The organism is Stenotrophomonas sp. YJH_SMC_46 (assembly GCF_059370315.1).
Window position 1 is genome coordinate 547,808 of the sequence record NZ_JCAFTO010000003.1, and the last position, 15,247, is coordinate 563,054.

The window sequence follows — 15,247 nt, forward strand, 5'->3', positions numbered from 1 at the left end:
CCATAGATTTTCTTTGAGGCAACAAAAAACCCCGCCGGAGCGGGGTTCTTGGGGTCAGGGCTTGGCCGGAAGCGGTGGCGGCTGGGCCGGTGCTGGCGCCTGGATCTGCTGGGGTGGCATCTGAATAATGATCGGCGCGGAAGGCTGTGGCGACCTCTCTGCAGCCTTGGGGACTGCATTGTTCATGACAAAGGTCATGATTACGATGAACATGCCAACGCCGCCCAACATCGTCCCTACCACCCACTTCGCAATGTCGTGCGATGCCTTCTCCACATCAGCCTTTGTTGCCAATGTGGGGACCAATGCTTCTAGCTGGGAAAGTCGTTTCTCCATGTCGCTATCATTGGGTGGCGGAGGCGGAGGATCAACGGGGCGCTTCTTCTGAATCGGCGTGACGTTTTTCCAATAGTCAGGCTCATTGCTCATCTTCAGGGTTCTCCTTAACCCAGTCGGCCACGACCGAAGTTGCATAAAGACGCGTCATGCCACAGTTTGAGCAGATGATGGCAACTACCGGCATAGCCCCGGTGACGAGCGGGCTCAGCTGATTTTTCCCGTCCTGAGATCTCGAGTAGTAGCCGACTCCAAGGGTTTGCTCGCTGCCCGGACCATCGTCGTCATCTGGAAGCTGTACGTGCCAGTTCCTTGTGCCGCAGGTAGCGCATACATCACCACCGTCCATCTTCCCCTTGGCCCGAATGAAACGGACGAAGTTCTTGTAGCCAACCTTGCTCATCAATCGGCCCATCCGCCAATCCAGTGGACACGGCCAATGACCGTGATCGGTTCCCGCTTCGAGTCCATCCGCCGCGGCTTTTGCCAGTGGTGGTCGCCCTTGGGGTTATCGCTGCTGAAGAAGACCGTGCCATCCAGCACCATGGCCCTCTTCACGTAGTACTCGGGATTCGCCGCGCCGTGCACCTGGATCAGGTACAGGCAGCCATCGGCCACCCGAGTGTCTGAGGTGTCGAAGAGGATCGCGTCCCCGTCCTCGATGGTCGGTTCCATCGAGTCGCCCTTGCCGTAGTAGATCGCCAGGTTGCGGCCGTAGATGCCGCGGCGGCGCAGGCTCGCCTTCTTGAACTTCAGGCTGTGGGTCTCGGCGTATTCCTCTGCCTCAGCGCCCGCGGCCCCCAACCCCACGGCCTGGGAGTAGCCGATTACGTCGGCGTAGTCATCTTGGTCAACGGCGGCCAGTCCTACTTCCATCGGGCCCTTGCCAGTTTGGAGCCACTTCGCTGAGACGCCCAGCGCCTCGGCGATCAACGGCAGCTGCGTGGTTCCGGCTTGGTCGTTGTTCTCGATTCCGGCCAAGGTGGGGTACTTGATCTTGGCGGCCTCGGCGAGCTGAGGCCGCGACATCCCGCGCACGCGCCGGGCTTCCTTGATCCGTTCGCCAATCGTATTCATGGGCGCGAGCATTACGGAAAACCATTATGGGATGTCATTGACAGCTGTCTATGGCATCCCATAGGATCGGCGCATCCCATAGGAACGCGCACATGGAAATCACCTGGGCAGACCGAATCAAGGCGCTCGAACAGCGCGGCTGGTCCCTGACCGAGATCGGCCGGGCCATCGGCAAGTCGCCGCAGACCGTCAGTGATCTGAAGCAGGGCCGGACCAGAGAGCCGGGCGGGATGGCTGCGGTCAACCTGCACCACCTGTACAGCACCGGCGCTCGTCCGCCGGAGGCGGCCTGAACCATGACCGCCAAGACTTCGAATCTCCTGGAAGCCGCGCACCGCCACATGTTGTCCTGGGCCGCCGCGAATGGTGGCGTGCCCGAAGGCTACGCCGAGTCGGCCCTGGCCGAGATCGCATTCTGGCGTAGCGTCGAAGCGCACACGAGCGTCGAGTTCGCAGCCTCCATGTTCGGCCAGTGGCAGGACGAGCGCCTGTCTGCATCCGATGGCACCTGACATGGTCACCTCACACCGGCCTGGTGGGGAAGGGCACAACCACGCCCACCGCACCGGCCGCCATCGGCTCGCGCTTCTTCCGCTTCAGCGGTCGCACGTGGGTCTTTCCCCCCGCCCTTACGAGGGCAAAGCACCGCCCACCGGTCCAGATCATCTGGACGACGTTTCCGTGGGCATTCCGCAGTGAACCGGGCATCGGGGCCTTCCGTTGTGGTGGGCCTCCATTTCCGCCCCCAACCCCCTGGCAAGAAAAGGCAAATCATGGAAATCACTGACAACCTGACGGATCCAACTGGACGGCTTCACCTGGGCATCTGCGTGACCAGGAAGCCGAAGGACGCACCGCTGCAGGTCGTGCGGCAGATCGAGTCGCCGGACCAGGCGCTGGCCATCGCGATGAAGGCCGGCGACCACAAGCTGGCCAACGTGGCGGCAGCCATCGGCAAGTCGGAGAGCTACGTGTCGCGCATGCGCCGCGGTGTGCGTCCGATCCCGCGCCGGCTCGTTGGTCCGCTGTGCGCTGCGACCGAATCGAATCTGCTACGCCAGTTCTTCGACCTGCAGGCTGCCATGGAGCCCCCGTGCTGGCGCTCGGAAGTGTCGCGCCTGGCCGGGATGCTGAGGGCTTCCTGATGGCTCGCATTCGCACCGTCAAACCCGAATTCTGGTCCAGCGAACAGGTGATGGAATGCTCGCCGATGGCTCGTCTGTTGTTCATCGGCCTGTGGAATTTCTGCGATGACGGCGGCAACCACGTTGCCAGTGCGAAGACCATCAAGGCCGAAGTGTTCCCCGGAGACGATATTTCCTCGTCGGATGTTCAGGGATGGCTCGACGAGCTGTCGTCGAATTCCTTGATCGTCTTCTACACCAACGCTTCCAAGGAGTTCTTGCACGTCACAGGCTGGAAGAAGCATCAGAAAATCGACAAGCCAACGTACAAACATCCGGCTTATTCGGACGATGATCGCCGAGGCCTCGACGAGGCCTCACCCCCGGAAGGGAAGGGAAAGGAAGGGAAAGGAGAAAAGCCCCCCCATACCCCCCCGGCTGCCGCCGTGGGGGCAAAGCCAGGGCGGAAGAAGCGGGAGAAGATCACCTTCGCTGCCTTCCTCGACCAGTGCCAGGACGCTGGCGAATCGGCTATCCCGAGGACGGACCCGATCTTTGCCTTCGCCCGTGACGCTGGGATCCCGAAGGACTTCCTGCACCTTGCATGGCGGGAGTTCGCTGGCCGGCATCGCGACAGCGGCAAGATGCAGAAGGACTGGCGCGCTCACTTCCGCGATGCCGTTCGCCGTAACTGGTTCAAGCTCTGGTGGTTGCCGCCTGCAGGTGGTTGTGAGCTGACCACGGCCGGCGTGCAGCTGGCCCGTGAGCGTGATGCCGAAAAGGCCCGTGAGCAGGAGCAGGCCCCGTGAGTGCCCAGCCTGCCTACCGCGACGACTACGCCTACCTGCCGGTGCCGCCGCACTCGATCGACGCTGAGCAGTCCGTCCTTGGCGGCCTGATGCTGGCGCCGGAAGCGCTGCGCGAGGTCCGCGATGTGCTGACCGAGCGGGACTTCTACCGCCGCGATCACCAGCTGATCTGGCACGCCATCTGCGATCTGGCCGACCGCGAACAGCCCTTCGACACGGTGCTGCTGATCAACTGGTTCGAGAACCAGCGGCAGCTGGACCTGGTGGGCGATGGCGCGTACCTGGTCGAGCTGGCCAGCACCACGCCGTCAGCGGCCAACATCCGCGGCTATGCCGAGGTCGTGCGCAACAAGGCGCTGCTGCGGGGCGTGATCGAGCGCGCGACCGAGATCACCAACGACGCCTACGGCACGGCCGACGAGGACGCCGATGCCCTGGTTGCCAGCGCCACCGCCAAGTTCGCCAACCTCAGCGTGCAGTCGGGCGGCAACGGTGGCCTGGTGATGGTGCGCAGCGATCTGCAGGGCATGTGGGAGGAAATGGAGGCCCGGTTCGAGGGAACCGCCGACCTGGGGCTGGTTCCGCCGTGGCAGAACGTGGCGAGGAAGCTGCCCGGTCTGGAACCCACGGACCTGATGATCCTCGCGGCCCGGCCGTCGATGGGCAAGACGGCGAACATGCTGGAGTGGGTCTACAGCGTGGCAGTGCAGGGCAAGCACGCTGCGGTGTTCAGCCTGGAGATGGCCCGCCGGCAGCTGCTGGCGCGGTTGATGAGCATGCACTCGGGCGTGCCGCTGTCGCGCATGCGCGTGAAGGGCGAGCTGACCAACGACGACTGGCACAAGCTGAGCATCGCCCGCAACTTCCTACATGGCCTGCCGCTGGCGATCGATGATTGCGGCTCGCTGCCGGTGGATTCACTGGTCGCGCGCGCGTCCCGCATGCACGCCAAGGTGAAGGGCGGGTTGGGCGTGGTCGCGGTCGACTATCTGCAGCTGCTGTCGGGGCCGGCCAAGGCCGGTAACCGGACCGAGGAAGTCTCCTACATCTCGCGCACGCTGAAGAAGCTGGCCAAGACGCTCGGCTGCCCGGTGATCGCGCTGTCGCAGCTCAACCGCTCGCTGGAGACCCGCACCGACAAGCGCCCGGTGATGGCCGACCTGCGCGAGTCCGGGGCCATCGAGCAGGACGCTGACGTGATCGCCTTCATCTACCGCGACGACTACTACACGAAGGACGCCTGCGGCGCTCCCGGCATCTCGGAATTCATCCTGGCCAAGAACCGCCAGGGCGAGACCGGCACCGCCTACCTGCGGCATCACCTCGAATGCAGCCGATTCGAGAACCACCACGGCGAGAAGCCGAACTACTCGCTCAAAACCGTTCTGCGCGATGCAGACGATGACAGCGGCGGCTTCGACGCGCCGCGCGATCGCCGCAGGAGCGGCAAGGACATGGCAACTGGAGAGCGCGCATGACCCCGAACGAGAGGGCGGACTGGTGCATTCAGCAGGCCGAGGAAATCGAGGCAGGCCTGCCACCGGTGGATGCCGATCTGGATCTGATCCCCATCGGCTACGCGATCGCCGGCTGGTGCAGGGGTATGGCCACCACCTTGGCGACGGAAGAGGAGCGCGCCGCATGAACCTGGGAACCTTCATTCTCCGCGCCGGCAATGCCCGCGACCGCATGGCAGCTGCATGGCACTTCGCCTGCCAGTTCCTGGAGCTGGGGCAGGACGTGTGTGTGACCGTCAAGGAGTACAAGCCTAGCCGTAGCCTGGAGCAGAACGCCATGTTCCACGCCATCTGCGGCGAGATGGCCACCCAACTGAAGTGGGCCGGCCGCTACATCGACGCCGAGGGCTGGAAGCGCCTGCTGGTCGACGCGTGGGCGCGCGAGTCCAACCGCCAGCAGGGCGATGTGGTGCCGTCTCTCGACGGCGCCAGCATCGTGAACCTGTCCATCCAGACCCGGCGCATGACCGTGGGGCAGATGGCCGAACTGATCACCTTCGCGCAGGCCTGGGCCGTGGAGAACAACGTGCGCCTGAGCGACCAAGCCCCGAAGCGACTGCAGAGGTATGCGGCATGATCCTGACCCTGCAGAGCAAAAGGAAAGCGCCTACTGATCAGCAGGCGCCATATTCACCTACATCCAGCTTGGCGTCGTCGCTGGTGCTGGCTGCGGAGCCAACTTCTTGCGGAGTAGCTCTTCGTAGCGCATCCCGCCTGCTGGAGTGTGCCGCAGACGGGCGTTCTTATCAGTGGGGTCAGACGGCTCAACGTAGCCGAATTGCCACAAGCTCTCGATCCCTGCAACCACGTTCTGGGCGATATGGACGTCGATTACATACTGCAGGCGGTCCAAGAGGAATTCCTCGTCCTTCGCAAGCTTCATTGCTTCTCCTTGAGTGCGTGGAGGTGCAAGGATGAAGGGCGGACGATCGACGGGCAAGCCGACCATCGCACAACGGCAGCGTATGGACGCCATCGCCGAGATTGGCTGCATCGTGGCCTACGCGCTGGGCATTTCCTTCGGCGAGAAGCCAGTGCCATGTGAGGTGCACCACCTGACCGTGGGCGGCAAGCATGGGCAGAAGCGCCGGGGCCACGACTTCACCATCGGCCTGAATCCGTGGTCGCACCGCGGCGAGCCCTTCGGTGGTATGGATGCGGATACCTGCGAAGCGCTGTTCGGCCCGTCCTACGCCAAGCAGCCGCGCCGGTTCCGCCAGGAGATCGGCAACGACGACTACCTGCTGGACCTGCAGAACACCGCGCTCGATCAGTACTGGGGGAGGGTGCGGCCATGGCGCGCAGCCTGACCTTCGGCATTGACCCGGGCCTGACCGGCGCCATTGCCACGCTGGTGGACGGCGAGGCAGGGCCGGTGATCGACACCCCCACCATGGAAGTCGACGGCCACACCGAGCTCGACGCGCGCGCCCTGGCGTTGTTCATCCGCGCCGCCAGAGAGATGAACCCTGGTGCCCACGTCTCGGCCTGCATTGAGCGCGTGCGGGCCATGCCGGCTAAGGGCCGCAAGCAGGGTGCGCAGTCCTCCATGAACTTCGGCGACACCTACGGCAAGGCCAAGGCTGTGCTGGAGCTGCTGGGCATACCGACCATCAGAGCAGAGCCGGCCAGCTGGAAGCGGTCGTTCGGGCTGCTGAAGCAGGAGAAGGACGCCGCCCGCGTGCTGGCGATCAGCCGGTTCCCATCCGCTGCGCCGTCCCTGCGCCGCAAGAAGGACAACGGCCGCGCCGACGCGCTGCTCATCGCCCTGTGGTTCGAGAACACCCACCTGGCCTCGCACATCACCGACGAGGCCGCAGCCTGATCCCGACGAACCCCACCGGGGGAACGATCATGAGCAAGAAGACCGACAACCAGACGACCAGGCAAGCAGCACCGCACCGGCAGTTCCGCCGGTCAGCGGTCAGCCTTGCCGTGGCCAGCGAGGCTGACGTGCTGGTGGTGGCCCGGAAGGTGCTTTCCCGCGTGCGCGACATCCGCAATGCCCAGGGCGAGGGCAGCTATGTGTTCGGTGACCCGGCCTGCAGCATCTTCGCCCTGCGCATCGGCTCGGCAGCGGGGGAGGGCATGCTGCGCGAACACCCCGACTGGTTGTTCGGGCTCTACGGCGCCGACACCGCCGACGGCAAACGGGTCAGTTTCCCCAGCCCGGAGCAGATCGCCGAGGACCTGCGGGAGCATTACGGCTGGGAGCAGCCCGAGCCGATCCGCTGGCCGATGCAGTTGGAATTGTTCGCTGCCGCCTGATCGCCATTGATCGGAATGCTCAGGCTGGGATAACAGCAGCATGAGCGACCGCCAGACGCTATCCACCATGGAATTGCTGCACGCGAGCATCGTCCGTCCCGACGGAACGGTGCCGGCTATCGATCGCAGCCCGTCGCCCTGGTGGCGGAACAGTCAGGAAGCCACCCGGGGCGAGTACCGGGACGACCAGCACGCAGGTGTCGACAACAGCGTGCAGCCGACACGGGGAGAGCCGCGTTGCGGCGGCCATGGGGACTTGCCTCTCCATGGTGACGTTCATGCCCCCGGGAATCGGCAGCCTTGCCCGCAGAGGGCGAGCTGATGCCCCGCAAGAAGCCAGAAGCGCCGAAGGCCAAACCGGCCAAGAAGGCCGCAAAATCCCCTTCGAAGGGTGGCAGGCCAACGAAGTACCGTGCTGAGTACACGCGCCAGGCCGCACTGCTGGGCCGTAGGGGCTGCACCGACCCGGAAGTGGCGGAGTTCTTCGGCGTGGCCCTGTCCACGGTCAACCTGTGGAAGATCAAGCACCCCGAGTTTTCGGAAGCCCTAAAGCTGAGTAAGGCTGAGGCCGACCTGCGGGTGGAGCGCGCCCTGTTCGAACGGGCGACCGGCTACCGCTGCCGAGAGGACGACGTCCGGGTGGTGGAAGGGGAGATCGTGGTCACCTCGACCGACAAGCAGTTTCCGCCGGACACCACCGCAGCGATCTTCTGGCTGAAGAACCGCAAGCCGGGCAGCTGGCGCGACAAGCCAGAGGGCGAGGACGAGGGCGAGACACCAGCACCGGTCGCGGTCACGGTGAACGTGGTCAGCGGGCGCCGCCGGAATGCCAACCCTTAACGAACCGCAGGCCGCGTTCCTGCAGCTGCCGCACAAGTTCCGCGCCTTCGTGGGTGGGTTCGGCTCGGGCAAGACCTGGGTTGGCTGTGGCTCGCTGTGCAGCCACGTGTGGACGCATCCGCGCGTGCCGGCCGGCTACTTCGCCCCCAGCTATCCGCAGATCCGCGACATCTTCTATCCGACCATCGAGGAAGTGGCCTACGACTGGGGCCTGCGCGCGCGCATCGTCGAGTCGAACAAGGAGGCCCACCTGTACTCAGGCCGCCAGTACCGCGGCACGATCATCTGCCGGTCCATGGACAACCCGGCCAGCATCGTCGGCTTCAAGGTCGGCAAGGCCCTGGTCGATGAGATCGACACGCTGAAGAAGCGGAAGGCCCAGGACGCCTGGCGCAAGATCATAGCCCGCCTGCGCGTGAAGGCCGACGGCCTGCAGAACGGCATCGATGTGACGACCACCCCCGAGGGGTTCAACTTCGTCTACGAGCAGTTCCACCAGCTGCCCAGTGAGAACCCCAAGCTGCAGGAGCTGTACGGCCTGGTGCACGCAAGCACCTACGACAACGAGGCCAACCTGCCGGACGACTACATCCCGTCGCTGTTCGAGAGCTATCCGCCCCAGTTGGTGCAGGCCTACATCGACGGGATGTTCGTCAACCTGACCACCGGGTCTGTATACCCGGCGTTCTCCCGCACCGCCAACAACACGACGGCCGAGATCCAGGACGGCGAGGCGCTGCACATCGGCATGGACTTCAACGTGCTGAACATGACGGCCATCGTCTGCGTGATCCGTGACGGCGAGCCGATGGCGCTGGCTGAGCTGACTGGCATCCGCGACACCCCGGCGATGATCCAGGCGCTGCGGGACCAGTTCGGTGGCCACCGCATGACGATCTACCCGGACGCCAGTGGCGACAGCCAGCACACCAACAACGCCAGCACGTCCGATCTGGGCCTGATCCGCGCCGAGCGGTCGATGACGATCGTGGTGCCGGCGGCCAACCCGCGCATCCGCTCCCGCGTGGTCAGCGTCAACGCGATGATCCTCAACGCCAAGCGCCGCCGCCGCTTCTTGGTGAACGTGCGCAACTGCCCGAAGCTGACCGAGGCGCTGGAGAAGCAGCCGTACGACGCCAACGGGCTGCCCGACAAGACGACCGGTTTCGACCATCCGCCGGATGCCCTCGGCTACTTCATCCACAGCAAATTCCCCGCCGCAGTAAGCGCGCGAGACCGACCGTCCATTGAACGGCCTCGGGTGCTGGTGCCCCATAGCCGCCAGTGGTTGGAGCATTCCGACCAGCCCTCACTCGCCGAACGTAGGAGATCCGCCCTGTGACCATGCCCACCGCCGACAGCTTCACCGACGCACTGGCGGCCGAGCAGGCAGCCGACGCAGAGCGCGAGGCGCAGGCCCAGGCGCTGGCACAGGAAGAGGCAGACGTTGCCAACTGGCACAAGCGCATCAAGGAGTCGCGCGAGTTCGACAAGCACGCCCGCAAGGGCTATGCGCTGGATCGGCGCTACTGCCGCAACCAGGTGGATCCGGTCTATGACGTGAGCGTGCCGATCGCCGGCACGTACGTGAACCTGCTGACCTCGTTCCTGTATGCGCGCGACCCCGAACCAGCCGTGCAGCCCGCCGAGTCGGTCGGTTCCAGCCGGGTGAAGCTGGCCAAGCAGGTCGGCCGCACGCTGGAGATCGTCATCGCCTCGCTGTGGAAGCGCGGGCGCTTGAAGCACGCCGCCGACGCCATGGTGCGTTCGGGCCTGAGCATCGGCATTGGCTGGATCAAGGCGGCATGGCACCGCGAGACCGAGCGCGACCCGACCACGGACCAGCGCATTGCCGACCTGCGCGCCAAACTCGAAGCGCTGTCGCTGATGGAAACCGAGTTGGCCGAGGGCAACGCCGCCAACCCGGACCTGCTGAAGGCTCAATATGAGCAGCAGATGCAGACGCTGGAATCCCAGGTCGAGCACATCATCTACAACGGCCTGGTCTTCGACTTCGTGCGCGGCGAAGACATCCAGGTCTCCATGGACGTGGCTACCCTGAAGGACTACGCCATCTCGCCGTGGATCGCCCACCGCACCTTCATGCCGTACGACAAGGCGCAGGCCACGTTCCCGGAGCTGCGCGACGACCTGGGCAAGGCTGAGGCCTACTACCACGTGCAGCCCGAGAGCCGTACGCGCGAAGGCGGTTTCGCCTCGGCCGATGGCGTGGTGAGCGACAGCGATGCTGAGGTGTTCCGCAGCGCAACGGCAGCGGGGCAGGGCAGTGACGCCGGCCCGCGCTTCCTGTGCATCTGGGAGGTGTGGGACCTGACCACCAACCTGGTGCACACCATCACGCCCGGCCTGCGCCGCAACCTGCGTCAGCCGTACACCCCCGACCAGCGCAGCACGCGCTTCTACCCGTTTTTCCAATGGGCGCCGCTGTGGGTGGATGGGGAGCGGCACCCGCAGTCGCTGGTGGACCGTTCGCGAGCCCTGCTGGACGAGTACAACCGCACCCGCACCAACTACCGCGAGCATCGCCGCCGAGCCATCCCGAAGCTGGGCTTCGATCGCGGCGCTGTAGAGCCGGACGATGCGGCGAAGCTGGAGGGCGCCGCAGTCGGCGAAATGGTCGGCCTGGACCTGAAGGGCCTGCCCACCACCAGCGTGCTGTTCCCCATCCAGTACAACCAGATCGACGCCGTCCTGTATGACACCGCGCCGATCCGCGCCGAGCTGGAACTGATCTGGGGCATCCAAGAGGCGCTGTCCTCCAGCATCCAGACCGCGAAGACGGCCACCGAGGCCGACATCCAGCAGCAGGGCACCGAATCCCGCCTGGGCTACAGCCGCGACAGCCTGGACGACGTATTGGGCGAGATCGCGCAATACACGGCCGAGGAATCCATGTCGCCCGCCGGCCTGTCGCCTGAAGAGGTCAGCGACATCGCCGGGCCCGAGGCGCTGTGGTTCAACGCGCCGCTGCCTGAGCTGGTCTCCGCGCTGCTGAACGTCGACATCCGCGCCGGCAGCTCGGGACGCCCGGCGTCAAACCTGCGCCGGCAGCAGTGGGGCGCGATCCTGCCGCAGCTGCAGGAGGCCGTCGTCACCATCGGCCAGATGCGCGGCGCAACGCCGCTGGACATCGCCAACAGCCTGGAGCAGCTGATGGTCGAAACCATCGAGCGCACCGGCGACACGTCGATCGACGCCTACACCTTCATTCCGCAGGTGCCGCAGGTTGCGCCTGGCGCCGTGATCGATGCGCCGCCAATGCCCGGCATGCCGCCTGCCGACCCGATGCAAGCCCTCCCGCCGGCCGAAGCGCCGGTACCCACCGCAGCACCCGTGGGCGGCGTTGTCGCCCCGCCTCTCTAACCCGCCGCCAACAGAGGTACCACCATGCACATCGAAGACCCGAACACCCCGGCCACGCCGGATACCATCCCGTCCGACGTCCAGCCGGCCGACACTGGCGCACCGCCGCTTGCCGACGGTGGGGACGCACCGCAGCCCGCTGCTGCTGATCTGGATGCCTTCTCCGCCGGCGTTGAAGCCGCGCGCGAGCAGGAGGCCCGTGAGGACGCACTGCCCGGCGACGCCCTGGCGGCAGCAGACGGCCAGCCGCCGCAGGACGGCGCACCGGCCACGCCGGCAGCCGCCGACCCGAACGCACCGCCCGCAAACGAGACGCCGCCTGCACCGCCCGCGCAGCCGCAGCAGCCGACCGTTGACGACGAGGTCAAGCAGCTGGGCCTGAAGGAACGCGCAGCCGAGCGCTTCCAGGAGCTGCACACCCAGGCGCGGGATGCCCGCGAGCGGGTCAGCCAGTGGCAGGAAACCGTCCAGAGCACCGGCGCCACGCCGGAGCAGTTTGGCGGCGCGCTGCGGTACCTGTCCGACATCAACTCCGGCGACCCGAGGCGCATGGCAGACGCCTACGAGCGCATGCAGGGCGAACTGCAGTGGCTGGGCCAGCAGCTGGGCCGCGAGGCGCCTGGCTTCGACCCGCTGAGCGCGCACCCAGACCTGGCCGGCCGCGTGAACTCGGGCGACATCACCCGCGACGTGGCGCTGGAACTGGCTCAGCACCGGCAGACCGGCCAGCTGCAGCAGAACCACACTCAGGCGCAGCAGGAGCGCCAGCAGCAGGATCTGCAGTACCAGCAGGGGCTGACGTCCGTGCAGCAGCTGGGCGCGCAGCTCCGGGCAGGCGATGCCCAGTTCGACCAGAAGCTGGCGCTGCTGGCACCGACGATCGACATCATCCAGCGCACGCTGCCGCCTGCTCAGTGGCAGACCGAGATCCACCGCGCCTACCTGGCCCTGCCCGCCACGGCCGTCGCTGCTCCCGCGGCGGCGGCACCTATCGCCCGAAGTGCCCCCAACCCGGTCAGGGCAAACTCTGCTGCGCCGGTGGCGCCGAAGATCACTCCCGAGAACGCGTTCGACATCGGTGTGCAAGCGGCCCGGGCGCGCGGGCAGTAACGGAGAAGGGGCCTTTCGGCCCCTTCTCTTCTGGATCAGTAGATTCGCGGGACCGAAACCACTTCGAACAATGGCTGGTCGCCGATGTCATCGCCATCCGGCCCGACCATCCATCCAGACCACTGGGTGAAGCGACGGCGCGAATCGCTGAGACCACTTCCATTCGACTGGGTACCGTCCAAGCCAAAGAACCTGTCGCCTTGGCCGTACTGGGCGTAGAGGTAGGGCTTGTCGCCCAGCACCAATGCGGCGTTCCAGTTTCCGCGTTGGCCATCGACGGTTTCAGAAATCCATTCGATGCGCGCCTCCACCTTCCATCCGCCGCCGATGTAGGTCGAAACGCCGGCCGGGTTGGGGAGAAACAGCCCTACCAAATCGCCAGTGAGCTGCACGGCGGACATGTACCCGCCTTGGCCCTGGTTTGCATCAACTGAGAGAAACCAATTGCCGTCCTTCAAATAGAAATGACCGGCGGGAACCTCGCGTGCTTCAGCAGCGAAAAATGCTTCTGCGGGAAAAATCATTCCATTGCCCCTGTTTTTGGATAGCCGGCTTGCCCCGGCTCGCCGAGTGTACCGCCAGCGCCCATTGACGGGTCCACCAGCGCTGGCATCTTGACCACCGAGCGGCGCACCAGCCGCCCCGCGTGTGACGTAAGCCGGGTTCGCCGCCGGTAGCGCTGTAACGAGCCTCGCGCCCTCGGAACGCGGAAAGACCCTCAGCCCTTGCGGGCTGGCCATCTTTCCTTCCGAGGCCATTCCCATGCCGCTTACCGCAGCGCAACTGCTGTCTGGTGCCAATACCCAGCTGCAGTCCTACGCCACCAACGACCCGATCGATCAGTTCACCACCCAGCGCCCGCTGGCCAACTGGCTGATCCAGAACCGCCAGGATTCGATCTTCGGCAACGGCGTCTTCAACGAGAAGATCCGCTACACCAACGACTCGAACTACCAGAACTACACCGGTGACGACCAGGTCACCTACAACCGCAAGAAGACCGTGCGCCTGGCCCCGTTCCAGGCCTACGAGGCCTTCGACGGCTTCACCCTCAACGAAACCGAGCTGGCCAACAACGGCATCATCCTCACCGATGACCGCAACGCGGTGATGACCGAAGCCGAGAAGATCCAGATCGTCAACATCCTGGACGAGAACTGGACCACCCTGAAGGACGGTTTCCAGGAAAACTGGGACATCGAAGTGCACCTGGACGGCGCCACCAACCCGAAGGCTGTTCCAGGTCTGGACGCGCTGGTCAGCACCACCCCGACCGTGGGCACGGTCGGCGGCATCGATCGCGCGGCCACCCCGTACTGGCGCAACTGGGCCGACATCGGCATCAGCACCACCACGGCCGGCAACCTGATCTCGCATCTGGAAACCCTGTGGCGCAAGTCCATCGCCTACGGCAAGTTGGGTGCGCCCGACTTCATCGTGGTCGGCTCTGACATGTACGACGCCATCCAGGCTGACGCGCTGAAGGTCATGAGCCGCCAGATCACCATGGGCACCTCGGCCACCGGTGGCGTCACCCTCGATCCGTCCACCAAGGCCCTGGCCTTCAAGGGCGTGCCGGTGGTGTGGGATCCGACCTTCGACGCCCTGGACGACCTGCTGGGCACCATCGCGGTGCCGTGGAAGAAGCGCGGCTACTTCCTCAACAGCAAGTCGCTGAAGCTGCGCCCGGTGAAGGGCCGCTGGATGGTCCGCCGCACGCCGCCGCGCGTGTACGACCGCCACACCCACTACTTCGGCATGACGGCGCACTACGGCCTGACGCTGAAGAAGGGCAACAGCAACGCGGTCTTCTCGATCGCCTGACCCCACGCAACGCCGGCGGGGGCATGCCTCGCCGGCAGGAGAACGAAATGCCGAACGTGAAGACGCTCCCGACCGGGGGCACCATCGTCAAGCTCAACAAGACCCCGCTGCTGGGCGGCTGGGGCCGCGAAGGCCTTGCCAACCTGGGCGACAACACTGCTGTGACCACCGGAGTTCTGCTGCAAGGCCATGAAGCGCCGGCCGACGGCAGCACCCCGGCCGCAGGCAGCTCGGGCTGGTTCACCGTGCTGAGCGCGGCCGCCAACCTGGCGCCGGTGGTCGAGATCGCCGACCTGCCGGACTTCATCCGCACTGGCACCGCCGCGACGGCGCCAATCACCTTGGAGGGCGTGCAGTAATGGCCAAGACCGTATCCCTGCTGTTGCTGACGCTGGTCATCGACCGCGACGCAACCACCAAGCTTCCGGTGCAGATCTTCGATTACGAGCTGCCGATCGTGGAAGAGCTGTATCCGCCGGAATCCATCAGCGAATCGAAGCGCGAGGCCATCGGGGTTGAAAACTTCGATATGGCGGAAGTGTTCGCCGGCCTGCAGAACAAGTACGGCCGTACTGCGGAAGGTGCCGAGGCACTGAAGTACGCCTACCGCAACGAACGTGACTTCGCCAAGGCGGTGGCATCCAGCATCGCTGCGGCCAAGGACGAAGCCCAGCAGGCAGACCAAGACGACGAGGAAGAAGACGACCAGCCGACCGAGCTGGAAGCCCTCGCCGGCAAGACCGTCGCCGAGATCGAGGAAGCGCTGGACAACCTGACCGATGAAGAGCTGCAGGAACTGGCCGAGATCGAGAAGGCAGGCAAGAACCGCAAGGGCGTGATCGACGCCATCAGCGCGGCGCTGGGCGACCAGGGCAGCGAAACCGTTTAAGTCCGCTGGCGGCGGGCTGGCGGCCGGCCGGGGCGACTCGGTCGGCCGTTTTTCTTTCTGGAGAACGAT

Annotated in this window: 22 protein-coding genes; 17 read left to right on the forward strand and 5 right to left on the reverse strand. The window is 65.4% G+C overall.

Features of this window, described 5'->3' with window-relative positions:
• Positions 1 to 54: 54 nt before the first annotated feature.
• From AC5P8C_RS12095 to AC5P8C_RS12105, 3 genes are read right to left on the reverse strand one after another with little or no spacing between them, the layout of a single operon-like run.
• Positions 55 to 429, reverse strand: coding sequence for a hypothetical protein (locus tag AC5P8C_RS12095; RefSeq protein WP_495218808.1), 375 nt, complete (start codon positions 427 to 429; stop codon positions 55 to 57).
• Positions 419 to 739, reverse strand: coding sequence for a hypothetical protein (locus tag AC5P8C_RS12100; protein WP_495218809.1), 321 nt, complete (start codon positions 737 to 739; stop codon positions 419 to 421). The genes AC5P8C_RS12095 and AC5P8C_RS12100 overlap by 11 nt, the downstream gene beginning before the upstream one ends.
• On the reverse strand, positions 739 to 1,413 hold the full coding sequence (locus tag AC5P8C_RS12105; protein ID WP_134730597.1) for a S24 family peptidase: 675 nt from the start codon (positions 1,411 to 1,413) through the stop codon (positions 739 to 741). The genes AC5P8C_RS12100 and AC5P8C_RS12105 overlap by 1 nt, the downstream gene beginning before the upstream one ends.
• Positions 1,414 to 1,505: 92 nt before the next feature.
• Between AC5P8C_RS12105 and AC5P8C_RS12110 the strand changes: the two genes are divergently transcribed.
• The 7 genes from AC5P8C_RS12110 (at position 1,506) to AC5P8C_RS12140 (ending at position 5,440) form a co-directional block, all read left to right on the forward strand.
• A complete protein-coding gene (locus AC5P8C_RS12110) occupies positions 1,506 to 1,706 on the forward strand; it encodes a helix-turn-helix domain-containing protein (protein WP_111097938.1) in 201 nt (66 codons plus the stop codon).
• Between the two features lie 3 nt (positions 1,707 to 1,709).
• Positions 1,710 to 1,925, forward strand: a complete 216-nt coding sequence (locus tag AC5P8C_RS12115; protein WP_134730596.1) for a hypothetical protein — start codon at positions 1,710 to 1,712, stop codon at positions 1,923 to 1,925.
• A gap of 261 nt (positions 1,926 to 2,186) precedes the next feature.
• Positions 2,187 to 2,558, forward strand: a complete 372-nt coding sequence (locus AC5P8C_RS12120) for a hypothetical protein (protein WP_495218810.1) — start codon at positions 2,187 to 2,189, stop codon at positions 2,556 to 2,558.
• Positions 2,507 to 3,346 carry a hypothetical protein gene (locus AC5P8C_RS12125; RefSeq protein WP_495218811.1) on the forward strand — a complete coding sequence of 280 codons (840 nt, stop codon included), beginning with the start codon at positions 2,507 to 2,509 and terminating at the stop codon, positions 3,344 to 3,346. Before AC5P8C_RS12120 ends, AC5P8C_RS12125 begins: the two co-directional genes overlap by 52 nt.
• Complete coding sequence (dnaB, locus tag AC5P8C_RS12130; protein WP_495218812.1) at positions 3,343 to 4,824, forward strand: replicative DNA helicase; 1,482 nt, start codon at positions 3,343 to 3,345, stop codon at positions 4,822 to 4,824. Before AC5P8C_RS12125 ends, dnaB begins: the two co-directional genes overlap by 4 nt.
• Positions 4,821 to 4,991: a hypothetical protein gene (locus AC5P8C_RS12135; RefSeq protein WP_495218813.1), complete on the forward strand. Its 171-nt coding sequence runs from the start codon at positions 4,821 to 4,823 to the stop codon at positions 4,989 to 4,991. Before dnaB ends, AC5P8C_RS12135 begins: the two co-directional genes overlap by 4 nt.
• A complete protein-coding gene (locus AC5P8C_RS12140; protein WP_495218814.1) occupies positions 4,988 to 5,440 on the forward strand; it encodes a recombination protein NinB in 453 nt (150 codons plus the stop codon). Before AC5P8C_RS12135 ends, AC5P8C_RS12140 begins: the two co-directional genes overlap by 4 nt.
• A gap of 57 nt (positions 5,441 to 5,497) precedes the next feature.
• On the opposite strand, the gene AC5P8C_RS12145 is transcribed toward AC5P8C_RS12140, so the two are convergent.
• The gene (locus AC5P8C_RS12145) at positions 5,498 to 5,746 is read right to left on the reverse strand and encodes a hypothetical protein (protein ID WP_495218815.1); all 249 of its coding nucleotides are present in this window, start codon (positions 5,744 to 5,746) and stop codon (positions 5,498 to 5,500) included.
• Between the two features lie 31 nt (positions 5,747 to 5,777).
• Here AC5P8C_RS12145 and AC5P8C_RS12150 point away from each other — a divergent pair, with 31 nt between their 5' ends.
• From AC5P8C_RS12150 to AC5P8C_RS12180, 7 genes are all read left to right on the forward strand, one after another.
• Entirely contained in the window at positions 5,778 to 6,173 is a 396-nt protein-coding gene (locus tag AC5P8C_RS12150; protein WP_495218816.1) for a Ref family recombination enhancement nuclease, read from the forward strand.
• A complete protein-coding gene (locus AC5P8C_RS12155) occupies positions 6,158 to 6,688 on the forward strand; it encodes a hypothetical protein (RefSeq protein WP_495218817.1) in 531 nt (176 codons plus the stop codon). The genes AC5P8C_RS12150 and AC5P8C_RS12155 overlap by 16 nt, the downstream gene beginning before the upstream one ends.
• Before the next feature lie 29 nt (positions 6,689 to 6,717).
• Positions 6,718 to 7,131, forward strand: coding sequence for a hypothetical protein (locus tag AC5P8C_RS12160; RefSeq protein ID WP_495218819.1), 414 nt, complete (start codon positions 6,718 to 6,720; stop codon positions 7,129 to 7,131).
• A gap of 321 nt (positions 7,132 to 7,452) precedes the next feature.
• Positions 7,453 to 7,971 carry a terminase gene (locus tag AC5P8C_RS12165; RefSeq protein ID WP_495218820.1) on the forward strand — a complete coding sequence of 173 codons (519 nt, stop codon included), beginning with the start codon at positions 7,453 to 7,455 and terminating at the stop codon, positions 7,969 to 7,971.
• Positions 7,958 to 9,313, forward strand: a complete 1,356-nt coding sequence (locus tag AC5P8C_RS12170) for a phage terminase large subunit (RefSeq protein ID WP_495218821.1) — start codon at positions 7,958 to 7,960, stop codon at positions 9,311 to 9,313. The genes AC5P8C_RS12165 and AC5P8C_RS12170 overlap by 14 nt, the downstream gene beginning before the upstream one ends.
• A complete protein-coding gene (locus AC5P8C_RS12175; protein WP_495218822.1) occupies positions 9,310 to 11,355 on the forward strand; it encodes a hypothetical protein in 2,046 nt (681 codons plus the stop codon). The genes AC5P8C_RS12170 and AC5P8C_RS12175 overlap by 4 nt, the downstream gene beginning before the upstream one ends.
• A 24-nt stretch (positions 11,356 to 11,379) precedes the next feature.
• Entirely contained in the window at positions 11,380 to 12,465 is a 1,086-nt protein-coding gene (locus tag AC5P8C_RS12180; RefSeq protein WP_495218823.1) for a hypothetical protein, read from the forward strand.
• A gap of 35 nt (positions 12,466 to 12,500) precedes the next feature.
• Here the strand turns inward: AC5P8C_RS12180 and AC5P8C_RS12185 are convergent, their stop codons facing one another.
• Positions 12,501 to 12,989 carry a hypothetical protein gene (locus tag AC5P8C_RS12185; protein ID WP_495218825.1) on the reverse strand — a complete coding sequence of 163 codons (489 nt, stop codon included), beginning with the start codon at positions 12,987 to 12,989 and terminating at the stop codon, positions 12,501 to 12,503.
• Between the two features lie 238 nt (positions 12,990 to 13,227).
• On the opposite strand from AC5P8C_RS12185, the gene AC5P8C_RS12190 reads away from it, so the two are divergent.
• The 3 genes from AC5P8C_RS12190 to AC5P8C_RS12200 are packed head-to-tail and all read left to right on the forward strand — an operon-like array spanning position 13,228 to position 15,178.
• Entirely contained in the window at positions 13,228 to 14,289 is a 1,062-nt protein-coding gene (locus AC5P8C_RS12190; protein ID WP_495218826.1) for a phage major capsid protein, read from the forward strand.
• A 47-nt stretch (positions 14,290 to 14,336) separates the two neighbouring features.
• Complete coding sequence (locus AC5P8C_RS12195) at positions 14,337 to 14,648, forward strand: hypothetical protein (protein WP_281055519.1); 312 nt, start codon at positions 14,337 to 14,339, stop codon at positions 14,646 to 14,648.
• On the forward strand, positions 14,648 to 15,178 hold the full coding sequence (locus AC5P8C_RS12200; protein ID WP_495218828.1) for a hypothetical protein: 531 nt from the start codon (positions 14,648 to 14,650) through the stop codon (positions 15,176 to 15,178). Before AC5P8C_RS12195 ends, AC5P8C_RS12200 begins: the two co-directional genes overlap by 1 nt.
• Positions 15,179 to 15,247 lie beyond the last annotated feature (69 nt).